This is a genomic window from Acidimicrobiales bacterium, assembly GCA_035316325.1.
In the GTDB taxonomy this organism is placed as follows: domain Bacteria; phylum Actinomycetota; class Acidimicrobiia; order Acidimicrobiales; family VFJN01; genus DASXTK01.
The window spans coordinates 1-11,020 of the sequence record DATHJB010000209.1 but is presented as its reverse complement, the minus strand read 5'-3'; the positions used below and the strand labels follow the sequence as shown (position 1 = coordinate 11,020).

The following is an 11,020-nucleotide window of genomic DNA, read 5'->3' as shown; positions in this document are numbered from 1 at the left end:
GGCGTCGTCGCGTCGGTCTACTTGGAGTCGTGGCGGGCTGGCTACCAGGGACTCCTGACCGACGACGCGCTGGAGGTCCAGGCGCAGATGCGGGCCTCCTACGACTGGAACGCCGCCATCGCGCAGGCCGACAGGATCGTCGCGGTCGCCGAGGACGACGGGATCGTCGGTGTCGTCGAGTGCGAGCACACTCCGTTGACCGGAAGCCGTCCCTGGCTACACATGCTCTACGTCCTCCCCTCCGCGTGGGGCACCGGCACAGCCACGGCCCTGCTCGACAAGGCGCTCGCCGCCGTGGATCGCTCCCGGCATCGAACCGTGTGGCTCCGAGTCGTCGAGGCCCAGAGCAGGGCTCGCCGCTTCTACGAACGGCAAGGGTGGCGCCTCGATGACGAGATGCTTCCGGCCACCAACGGTCTGTTCCGGCTGCTTCACTACCGCCACGACATCTGACCAAGGTCTCCCATATCGGATCGGGCCGCACAGAACGACTCTGCGTTCACGGCCAACCGAGGACCACCTGGCCGCCAGCGCCAGCGCCGCCACCGACGACGACGTCACCGCCGCCGGCCGCGCCGGATGGATGACGGCAGCCACCTTCGGCCGGCATCCTGTGAACTAGGGCAGGATCTCCACGTACCCGTCCGTTCCATTGACGCGGATCCGCTGCCCGTCCTCGATCAGCCGGGTGGCGTTCTCCACGCCCACGACGGCGGGCAGGCCGTACTCCCGGGCGATCACGGCGCCATGGGTCATCAGTCCCCCCACCTCGGTCACCAGGCCCGTGACCGCCACGAACAGGGGCGACCAGCTGGGGTCGGTGTAGGCCGTGACCAGGATGTCGCCCGCTTCGAGATCGGCCTCGGCCAGGTCGAGGATGACGCGGGCCCGCCCCTCGACGGTCCCGGAGGAGACCGGGAGGCCGACCAGCGCACCGGCCGGTACGTCGTCGCGGCGGTACGCCCCGGCGACGGCTTCGCCGTCCGACGTGAACACCCGGGGCGGCGTGAGCGCCTCGTACGACCGGAACGCGTCCTTGCGCTGGTCGATGAGCCGGTCGTCCACCTGGTTCGTGCGCATGACCTCGAGGAGCTCCTGCAACCTGAGGTAGTAGATGTCCTCCTTCTCACGGAGCACGTGGGCTTGCACGAGGCGCTCGGCCTCCTCCAGCAGGGCCTGCTTGTAGACGAAGTAGCGGCCGACCATGCCGTACTTCGGATGCTCCCGGTACCCGTTGAAGGTCCGGACCCGGTCGATCATCCGCTTGGTCTCGTCGGCCTTCTCCTCGCCGTCCGGCAGGGCCCGCAACCGCTCCAGCACGTCCTGCTCCTTCTTCGCCGCCTCCTGCCGGCCCTGCTCGAAGCGCCGCTCGCCGGCGCCCGGCTCGAAGTTCTTGACGTTGCCGAGGATCAGGGGCACCAGCGTGGTGGGGCGTTCGCTCCAGCGCGGCCTCGTGATGTCGATCTCGCCGACGCAGCGCATGCCGTACTTGTCGAGGAAGCCCCGGATGGCGGCCTCCGCCTCCGGCCCGCCCTCGAGCCCGGCCATCTCGTCGAGGAAGCCGTCGTCCTCGACCTGGTGCAGGAAGGCCACCACCTCGGGATGGGGGCGGATCACGTCGGCGACGTCCAGGAGCGCCAGCCCCATCTCCGCCGTGACGTTGTGGGGGACGGACTGCGTGAGCGTGTCGGCCGCGTTCGTCTCGCCCAGCCACTCGTGGAGCTGGTCGTTCAGCCACCACGTGGCCTCCATGCCCGCCATGATCACCTGCATGCTCCGCGGGTCGAACTGGGTCCGCTTCTGCTCCTGGAGGTGCTCCAGGACGAAGTCGACCAGCTCCGCTCCGGTCTTCGTCCGGATGTCGCGCTGCAGGGCGCCGAGAGAGGCCTCGCTGCGCTCGATCAGCTCGGTGACGATGGCCGGATCGGTCTCGATCGGGGTGGGCGTCACGCCGGGCGGCGTCCAGGCCGGACCCTCGTCCGGGAGCGACGGGAGGAAGCCGTCGCGGTCGACGACGGTCTGCAGCGCGTCGCCGATCAGCGGGTCGGACTTCCCCAGGGCCCCCACGAGGTTGGCGCGGCTCGCGGGCGAGGCCAGCACCTCGGTGACGTCGACGAACAGGCGCCCGCCGGCCTCGGCCATGGGCCTGGGGGTCGTCAGCTGCCAGAAGGAGAGCCCCAGGGGCTTCATGGGGTCGGTCATCATCTGCTGGTGGCCGACGGAGACGTAGACGTGGTTCTCGCCGTCGTCGGTCTCGGGGATGGGGAACAGCGTGGTGATCGGCCGGCTCTGGACGATCTGGAAGTCGTCGTCGACCAGGCACCATTCGATGTCCTGGGGGCGGCCGAAGTGCGCTTCGATCCGTCGGCCGAGCTGCGCGACCCGCACGACCTGCGGATCCGTCAGCGCCGGCTGCTCCTGCCGCTCCGGGTCGATCGCCACTTGCTGAGTCCCGCCACCCGGCAGGGCGTGGATGGCGAGCTGCTTGGTGGCGACCGCCTTGGCGACGACCTCGCCGTCGCGCACCTGGTAGGCGTCCGCGTTGACCAGGCCGGAGACCAGGGCCTCGCCGAGGCCGAAGCTGGCCTCGACGGAGGCGACCTTCCGGTTGCCCGTGACGGGGTCGGCCGTGAACAGGACGCCGGCGGCGTGCGGGAAGACCATCTGCTGCACGACCACCGCCATGTGGACCTTCCGGTGGTCGACGCCGTTCCGCAGGCGGTAGGTCACGGCCCGCTCGGTGAAGAGCGATGCCCAGCACCGGCTGACGTGCTGGAGGATCGCCGCCGCCCCCACGACGTTCAGGTACGTGTCCTGCTGGCCGGCGAAGGAGGCCGTCGGCAGATCCTCTGCCGTCGCGCTGGAGCGGACGGCGTAGGCGGCATGCTCGCCGAGCCGCCCGAGCGCGCGGGTGATCGCTACCGCCAGATCGTCGGGGATGGCGATCCCTTCGACGGTCCGGCGGACCTCCGCGCTGAGCGTGCGGATCGCCTCCCGGTCGTCCGGGCTCACGCGCGACAGGCGATCGAGCCGCTCGTCGATCGACGGCGCATCCTCAATGATCCGCCGGAAGGCGTCCGTCGTCACGCAGAAGCCGGCCGGCACGCGGATGCCTTCGATCCGCGAGAGCTCCCCGAGGTGCGCGCCCTTGCCGCCAACGACCTCGACCTGCGTCTGGTCGATCTCCCGGAGACTCAGCACGTAGCTGCCCATCCGTTCACCTTCCCTGGCGTCGTCAGTTGTGGCCGTGATCGCCTCAGCGGACGGTCATGGTGAGCACGTTTGGGTCGTTTGCGGCAAGCCCCCTCCCTCGCGCTACTTTTCTAATGGCGGCAAAGGTCCACGCTCGATGATGCAGGCGAGCTGACCAGCTTGGGGAACGACGGCGATCGTCGGCCGCACCGTGTTGGCGAGTCGTTTGTGGTCGTTTGGTCGTTCTTGAGTTTGTTGTGGTCGGTCTCCGACGACGAACGACTCGACTGTGGATCGGCGACCACGGATGACTCGGGACCCACCCGTTGGAGCTCATCACCTAGCGGCCCTGCCGGCGTGCGGACGGCGCTTGGGCCATGCGGCGATCGTTGATGTGGTGTCGTCGTCCCCGTGGACGACGACACCACCATCGGGTTGGCCGGCTGGTTCGGGCCCGCTAGGCCGTGCTGGCCGGGATCACCAGCCGCACTCGTCGAACCTCTCGCCGTCGCCCCGCAGCTCGGCGACCTGCTCGAAGCCGTCGGGCACCGGCGTGCTCAGCAGCGCCATGTTCTCGGGCGTCCGAGGCAGGTACTCGATGGTCGCGACGTACATGGCGTCGCTGTAGTCGGGAGCTTCGCCGGGGTAACCGATGACTCGCACCGGTCGGTACGTCTCGGCGTCGACGAGATAGATGTGCTCGACGTACTCGAAGGTGTCCGGATCGAGGCTGTCGGTGTCCGGATCCTGGCCGGCGAGGCTCTGCTCGACGAGGTCGGCCAGGCTCTCGATGTCCGTATCGGCGCTGTCGGTGTCCGGGTCTGTCAACGGCACGGTGGTCGTCGCCGCCGGGAGGGACTCGGCCCCCTCGTCGTCACCTCGGGGCTCCAGCCCGACCGGCACCTGGACCAGGCGGATCAGCTCGCGGCCGTCGATGACCTCGGTGCCGTCCTCGACCAGCGAGCCTTGGGCCAGCCACTCGCCGATCTGCTCGGCTTCGTTGCTGCCGGGGATCGCGGTCTGGTCGTACTCCCGGTACTCGGCGAAGCAGTGGTCGACCTGGCGGAGCCGCTCCTGTGGCAACGACGGGTCGAACGGGTTGGCGCCGGGGGGGATCGGCGGTGGCCCGGGATCGTCGACCGCCGGTGCAACGGCCCGGCCGGTGTCGAAGCTCGGCTGCCCGTCGGAGCCGTAGGCGAGGGTGCGCATGGCGCCCGTCTGCTCGTCGGTCCACACCTCCTCGTCCCCGATGGGCGTGCCGTCGTCGGCGTCGTACTGGTTGTCCCGAAGGGTGTGGATGAGCGAGCTCGTCGACGCCTCGTCGGTCGCCGCCGTGATCTGGGCGGCGAGGGACATCTCCGGCGCGCCCGTCGGCGAGGTGTCGTCCGAGGCCTCGGTATCCGGGGACTGGTCCGAGTCGATCGCCACGATCGCCGCCAGGACGACGGCCGCGGCCGCCATCGAGCCGACGCCGGCGACGAACAGCCGGCGGGCCCGACGCCGCAGCCGCACCTCGGCGACTGCGGGCGGCGCGGGGGTGGGCGTGGCGGCCGAACCCTGCTCGGCGTGCATCTTGGCGAGCGTGTGCCACAGTGCGTTCTCGTAGTGGGGAACCGGGACTTCGTCCCGCATCTCGTCGGTCATCGCGTGGTCTCCTCGGCGTCGGCATCGATGTGTTGCCGGAGGCGCTGCCGGGCACGCGTCAGCCGAACACGACCGGCACCGTGTGAGATGCCGAGCTCGGCGGCCGCCTGCTCCTGCGTGTGACCGTTCGCCACGAGCCGCAACATGTCCTGCTCGCCGCGAGGGATCGCCGACAGAGCGTCGCGCATGTCGGCCGTGAGCTGTGTGGCGATGATCGCCGCATCGATCCGATCGACGTCGTCGTCGTCGAGCTGATCGCGAGCTGCCAGCTTCGACACCAACGCCTGCTGGCGGGCATCACGGCGCACCTGATCACGGATCACGTTGACCGCGATCCCCATCATGAACGCGGCGGGCTCACCCCGGGCGGGGTCGTACCTCCGGGCCGCGCCGAGAAGTCGGACGAACGTGACAGCCACGACGTCCGCAACATCCTCGGCGCATGAGCATCGTTTGGCCGCGAACGCCGTCACCCGCCGCACATAGCGGCGATAGAACTCCTCGTAGGCCACCACATCATCGGGGACAGCCGCGAGCAGCTCTGCGTCGGTCACATGCCCGGCGAAGCTCATGACCGGTATTCGCGCCCGCACGCCCATCTTGTTACAGGGTTCGACCTGATCAGGGATCGGGAGGGGTCGGCGGGACCGGAGGAGGGCCGAAGCGCGGGCACTGCGTGCCGGGGGCGACCGGGGGCGTGGGCCCGGGGTCGATCACCACGGGTCCACCCGCGGCGATCGAGTCGACGAACGACCGGCCGATGTTGGGGTAGGCGCGGGCGCCGAAGTGGCCCGTGTCCACCTGCACCACCGCTCCGGTGCGGCCACCGGGCAGGTTCTGCGACACGGGCGTGGTCACGATCGCGGGCTCGAAGGGCGACGCGAAGCCGGGGATGTGGGCCAGGCCTTCGGGGCCGAACAGGGGTTGGCGGGCCTGGGGGTTGGCGATCGGGATGTCGAGCGCCTGGGCCAGGTGGGTGCTGGTCTCGATCGAGGTGCAGCCGTCCTGCAGACCGGCGTAGACCACGACGTCCGCGGTGACCGCCGATGCGTAGTTGGCGGGGTCGGCCACCTCGGCGAAGGTCTGGAGGACGTGGGGGTAGGGGTGGAACATGTCGATCTCGCCGGGCTCGGCGGCGAGGAGGCCGTCGACCAGGGCGCGGACATCGCCGCGGTGCACGATCGAGTGGTAGAGACCGGCGCCGGCCGCCGACATGAACCCGCCCTGCACGTTCGGCGGCGCCACCGCGAGGGTGAGGGGCAGGGTGCCCGCCCCCTGGCTGTGTCCGCCCAGCACCACGGTGGAGGTGTCGAAGCGCCCGTCCACGCCCAAGCCCGAGACCTCGCCGGGCGAGAGGGTGAAGGCGTGGGTCAGCCGCTCGAGGTAGAGCACGTCGGCAGCCTGCTGGAGCTGGTTGGTGCGGCCGGCGAGGGGGTTGAGGTGGTTGTAGAACAAGAAGTCGGACGTGTCGAAGGGCGGCGGGACCGGCATCAGCCGGTCGCCCGAGTACAGCGGGGCGATCGAGAACACCGCGTAGGGGAGGTTCGGGCCCAGTTCGGTGATCGGGGCTGCTCGAGCGGCGCCGCCCGTGCCGGCCATCCACATGAGGATGGGCCAGCCGTCCTCGGGGGCGGGACCGCAGGGGATGGCGACGTCCAGCAGCACCCCCTGGCCGCTGGTGCCCAGCTCCACGCCCTGCTGCACGGCCAGCCCGTCCCCACCGACGACGATCCCACCGCCCTCGTTCAGGAACGGTCGCGTCCCGGCCTGCCACACCGGCAGCGCCAGCCGCCCGGTGCTCCGGGAGGTGCCCCCGGCGGTGCAGGGTGCGGTGGCGGCCTGGCGGGAGGCCACCTCGGGCTGTGGCAGCGCGGCCACTGCGGCCGCCACGGCGTCCATCTCGGAGGTGGGGTCCTGGGTGGTGAACGCGGTGAAGGCGACCAGCTCACTCGGGTGCCACAGCGTGCGAGCGCGCACCGCCTCGATCGTGGCGTCCCGGTCCTGGCCCAGGGCCGTCCACGGGGCGGGCTCGACCCCGGTGGGCGCCGGCCCGTCGAGCGCCGCGAGCAAGGGCGACGGTGCCAGGCGATCGCCCGCTGTGTCGAGGACGCCGCTGAAGATCGCCGCCGCGTACCGGGTCGAGGGCCGCAGGGGATGCCCCGGGTAGGGGAGCAGCGTCACGAGGTTGGACGGGCGCAGGGCCGTGCCCTCGGCCTTGGCGTCGACCAGCAGCGGCACCGGATCCGCGGCCGGGTCGTCGAGGTCGAGCAGGACCGCGGTCGAACGCCGCAGCACCGACGCCTCGGCCGAGATCGGCAGCGTGCCGGCGTCGATCCCGCCGGACACCCGGAAGTAGACCGCGCTGTTCGTACCGAACCCGAACGTGGCCGCCTCGCCGCGGCCGAGCACCAGGTCGGCGATGGCGATCGTGTCACGTCCGGGGAACCCGGCGAGATCGATCGAGCCATCTGCCCGCAACCGGGTGTCCGACGGCCACGGCGCATCGAAGAACCCCCCGGCCAACGTCGGGTCGAACAGGACCGTCGTCGACCCGACCGAGGTCACGCAGGCGAACACCTCGCACTCGAGGTCGGTCGCCTCGGCCCGGAACGCGGCGGCGGCCGTGTCGTCCCCCTGCGCCTCGGCTTCGTCTGCCTGGTCGAGCAGGGCGTTGATCTCCAGCCGGGCCTCGATCGCACGAGGGCTCCACGTGTCGGTCGGGTGATACCTGCACCCCGCCGTCACCAGTAGGCAAGCCAAAGCCGCCGTCATCGCACGCCGCACGCTGCACCCCCCGCCAACAGATCCCCGACCTGCCGAAGCGTAGTCAGCACGCCGGATCCACGACCGTTGGATCTACATAGGATCCGGCCCACTGGGATGCCCGCCGCCAGCCGTCACTCCTCAACCAAATGGTTGACAACGGCGGGGGACAGGCGTAGCTTCGTATTCAACCAATCAGTTGTATAAGGAGCTGTCCGTGGCCGACGACCGGCTGTCCCGAGTATTCGCCGCCCTCGCCGATCCGACGAGGCGCGACATGGTGGCCCGCCTCGCCGTGGGCGACGCCACCGTCGGGGAGCTGGCCGGGCCCTACGACGTCTCCATCCAGGCGGTGTCCAAGCACGTCAAGGTGCTCGCCGACGCCGGCCTGGTGAGTCAGAGCAGGGACGCCCAGCGGCGACCGTGCCACCTCGAAGCGGAGGTTTTCGACCTGATGACGAAGTGGATCGAGCGCTACCGCCGACAGGCCCAGGAGCGCTACGAGCGCCTCGACGCCATCCTCGCCGAGATGCGGGATGACGAACCACCAACCCACCCCCGACACCCGCAGCAAGGAGCAGCGTCATGAATGCCACCCCCAACCGCCATCAGGTCTCGATCGAGGCCGACCCGAACCTCCCGATCATCCGCATGACCCGTGACTTCGACGCCACACCGACGCAGCTGATGCGCGCGCACACCGACCCCGCGCTGTTCGTCCGCTGGGTCGGGCCGAACGGCATGGAGACCAAGGTCCTCGACTGGGACGCCACGACGGGCGGCCGCTGGCGCTACGTCTCCGGAGGAGACGGCGAGGAATACGGCTTCCACGGCAGCTTCCACGAGATCGGCGAGGACCGCATCGTCCAGACCTTCACGTTCGACGGTCAGGGCTACGCCAAGCTCGACGCCCTCGCCGCCGAGCTCTGAGCGCGCAGGAGAGTCGGGGAGAGAGGAGACAGTGATGGCTGAGAACGAGGAGACGGTGATGGCTGAGAACACGGGTCGCCGGGTCGTCGCGTGGGCCAGCGTGTCGATGGACGGGTGCACGAGCGGGCCTGGCGGCCCGGCGCACGACCAGTGGCTCTACGAGCACGCCGGGCAGGAGCAGACGTCGGCCTACTTCGAGGGCATCTGGCGACGCGCCAGCACAGCGCTGCTCGGCCGCAAGAACTACGAGGGGTTCTACTCCGTGTGGCCGGGCATGACCCGGGACCCGAGCATGCCGGCCCAGGTCCGTGACCTGGGCGCGTGGATCGACGCCGTCGAGAAGGTCGTCTTCTCCACCACGCTGACGGCCACCGAGTGGGAGAACTCCCGCCTCGCCAGCCGGCCGCTCGAGGCCGAGGTCGAGGCGCTCAAGGAGCAGCCAGGGCGGGACATCTTCGTCATGAACAGCGCCAGCATCATCCACCAGCTGCTGCGGGCCGACCTCGTCGACGACCTCCGCATGGCCATCGTGCCGTCCGTGGTGGGAGGCGGCCTTCGGCTCCTGCCCGACGGCCTCCCCGCGTCGAAATGGGAGCTGGCCGAGACCACCACCTTCGCCCATGGGGCCGTCGGCCTGCACTACCGGCGCCCCTGATCGGCCGCCCGCCGTGACCGTCCGTCACCCCGGGCGAGCTCCACGTCCTGATCCCCCCAGCAGATCGACGCTCCTGACCTCCCGGACCCTCGTCCGCCGGGGCCGCGTCAGGACTGGGGGCAGACCTCGGCGAGGCGCGGGTAGGGGTTCACCGACGCGCCGCCGTTGGGGTAGTAGGAGAAGTGGAGGTGGGAGACGTCGGCGTTGCCCGTGGCGCCGACGCGGCCGATCAGCGTGCCGGCCTCCACCCAGCCGGCGCCCTGGTTCTCGTAGGCCGAGAGGTGGGTGCCGAAGTACTCGTGGCCGTCGTCGCCGTAGATGAAGAAGCTCATGCCGCCGATCGAGTCGCCCTTGTGGACGAGTCGTCCGTTGGCCGGCGCCACGACCGGGGTGCCGGTGGCCGCCATCATGTCGGTGCCCTTGTGGACCCGTCCGCCCGGACGGGGCTCGCCCCAGCTGTCGCGGAAGTGCATGGGCCCGTCGACCGGGCAGATGAAGCCGCCCCTCAGGATCCGCCGCCGCTCCTCGGCCGCCGCGGCCTCGGCCTCGCGGGTCTGCTCGGCCTGCTCGAGGTCGGCGATCTTGGTGGTGAGCTCGTCGGTCATCGACTGGACCCGGGCGGCCTCCGCGGGGCTCTGCGCCGCCAGCCGGAGGGCGCCGTCGGGGCTGATCAGCCACTCCTCGACGTCGAGGATGAACTGGGTCTGCTGGTTGGCCGCGGCCTGCAGGTCGGCCAGCGCCGCCTCGGCCGACGACCTGGCCTGCTCGGCGTCGGCCCTGACCTGCTGCTCGAGCTCCTTCTGCTCCTCGAGCTTCCGGCGGGCGGACTGGAGCTCGGAGAGCTGCTCGGCGGCGTCGTCGGCACGCATGTCGAGCAGCGCCTGCTTCACCGTGGCGTCGGCCACCGAGTCGGCCGTGAGCGACTCGACGGCGGTCTCCAACGGCGGGTTCATGTAGCGGGTGACGACGACCGAGTCGCTCGTCGAGGTCAGCGACTCGATCTTGCCCTCCGTCGACCGGATGGCGGTGTCGGCGTCGGCCAGCGCGCCGAGCTTCTCGGCGATGGTGGTCTCGGCCGCGTTCAGCTGCATGAGCTGGGTGCCGACGTTGGCGTTGATCTCGTCGAGCGCCTGGGTGATCGCGGCGGCGTCACCGTCGGCGACCTGGACGTCGATCGCCACGACGGCCTCCTCGTCGCTCCCGGTGTCGGAGGGGCCCTCCTGGACCGGTGTCGCGTTGCTCGATCCGGGCGCCACCGCCACCACGGCGGACACTGCGGTGATCACCGCGGCGAACACCGCCAGCGTGGCCGCCCAACGACCGCCCACTTGGTTCCGCACCACCCGTGTCGCCCTCCCTGATCGCCGACCGCCCACCCCAGAGGCGGCTTCGACATCAGATCGTCATACTACGCACACCCGGGCCGGTGGGTTGGGCGGGAGAACCCCCGGATGTCCGGAACGTTCAATACTTCCTGGTGGGCGGGCCGGATCATCGGGGCATGGCTTCCGATACCGCCGCCACCGCTACGCCGAGTCGGCTGCTCCGACCGGGTGACGCCGGCTACGACGCACTGAGGTCGGGGTTCAACGTCGCCGTGTCCCATCGCCCCGCTGCCGTCGTCAAGCCGAAACCCGCGTGGGCCGGTATCGCAGGGCGACCGCCCCCGACCGGAACTCACGGCGATCCACGAGCTCGAGCTGGATGCGCTCGCGCAGACCGGCGAGCAACGTCGGCCCGTGTCCGGCAAGGACCGGCTGCACAAGGAACTCGTACTCGTCGATCAGTCCCAGATCTGCCAACGCCAGGGGGAGCGTCACGCCACCCACCCACAGG

The 11,020-nt window shown here is 70.5% G+C and carries 10 protein-coding genes; 4 read left to right on the top strand and 6 right to left on the bottom strand.

The window, feature by feature from the left end; genetic code table 11:
* Positions 1-453: GNAT family N-acetyltransferase (locus tag VK611_26990; GenBank protein HMG45009.1), on the top strand; the 453-nt coding region annotated here is incomplete at its 5' end.
* 165 nt (positions 454-618) lie between these two features.
* On the opposite strand, the gene rph is transcribed toward VK611_26990, so the two are convergent.
* The 4 genes from rph to VK611_26970 all read right to left on the bottom strand — a co-directional run bounded on the left by rph (position 619) and on the right by VK611_26970 (position 7,581).
* Positions 619-3,213 (bottom strand): rifamycin-inactivating phosphotransferase, encoded by a 2,595-nt coding sequence (gene rph, locus VK611_26985; protein HMG45008.1) that lies wholly within the window; start codon positions 3,211-3,213, stop codon positions 619-621.
* A 456-nt stretch (positions 3,214-3,669) separates the two neighbouring features.
* On the bottom strand, positions 3,670-4,836 hold the full coding sequence (locus tag VK611_26980; protein HMG45007.1) for a hypothetical protein: 1,167 nt from the start codon (positions 4,834-4,836) through the stop codon (positions 3,670-3,672).
* Positions 4,833-5,408 (bottom strand): sigma-70 family RNA polymerase sigma factor, encoded by a 576-nt coding sequence (locus VK611_26975; GenBank protein ID HMG45006.1) that lies wholly within the window; start codon positions 5,406-5,408, stop codon positions 4,833-4,835. The genes VK611_26980 and VK611_26975 overlap by 4 nt, the downstream gene beginning before the upstream one ends.
* A gap of 49 nt (positions 5,409-5,457) precedes the next feature.
* On the bottom strand, positions 5,458-7,581 hold the full coding sequence (locus VK611_26970) for a hypothetical protein (GenBank protein ID HMG45005.1): 2,124 nt from the start codon (positions 7,579-7,581) through the stop codon (positions 5,458-5,460).
* 235 nt (positions 7,582-7,816) lie between these two features.
* On the opposite strand from VK611_26970, the gene VK611_26965 reads away from it, so the two are divergent.
* Genes VK611_26965 through VK611_26955 form a run of 3 tightly spaced genes read left to right on the top strand, consistent with a single transcriptional unit; the run spans position 7,817 to position 9,184 of the window.
* Entirely contained in the window at positions 7,817-8,188 is a 372-nt protein-coding gene (locus VK611_26965) for a metalloregulator ArsR/SmtB family transcription factor (GenBank protein ID HMG45004.1), read from the top strand.
* The gene (locus tag VK611_26960) at positions 8,185-8,529 is read left to right on the top strand and encodes an SRPBCC domain-containing protein (protein HMG45003.1); all 345 of its coding nucleotides are present in this window, start codon (positions 8,185-8,187) and stop codon (positions 8,527-8,529) included. Before VK611_26965 ends, VK611_26960 begins: the two co-directional genes overlap by 4 nt.
* Before the next feature lie 34 nt (positions 8,530-8,563).
* Positions 8,564-9,184 (top strand): dihydrofolate reductase family protein, encoded by a 621-nt coding sequence (locus VK611_26955; protein HMG45002.1) that lies wholly within the window; start codon positions 8,564-8,566, stop codon positions 9,182-9,184.
* A gap of 107 nt (positions 9,185-9,291) precedes the next feature.
* On the opposite strand, the gene VK611_26950 is transcribed toward VK611_26955, so the two are convergent.
* On the bottom strand, positions 9,292-10,527 hold the full coding sequence (locus tag VK611_26950; GenBank protein ID HMG45001.1) for a peptidoglycan DD-metalloendopeptidase family protein: 1,236 nt from the start codon (positions 10,525-10,527) through the stop codon (positions 9,292-9,294).
* A 279-nt stretch (positions 10,528-10,806) separates the two neighbouring features.
* A partial coding sequence (locus VK611_26945) for a hypothetical protein (GenBank protein HMG45000.1) occupies positions 10,807-11,020 on the bottom strand: 214 nt, incomplete at its 5' end.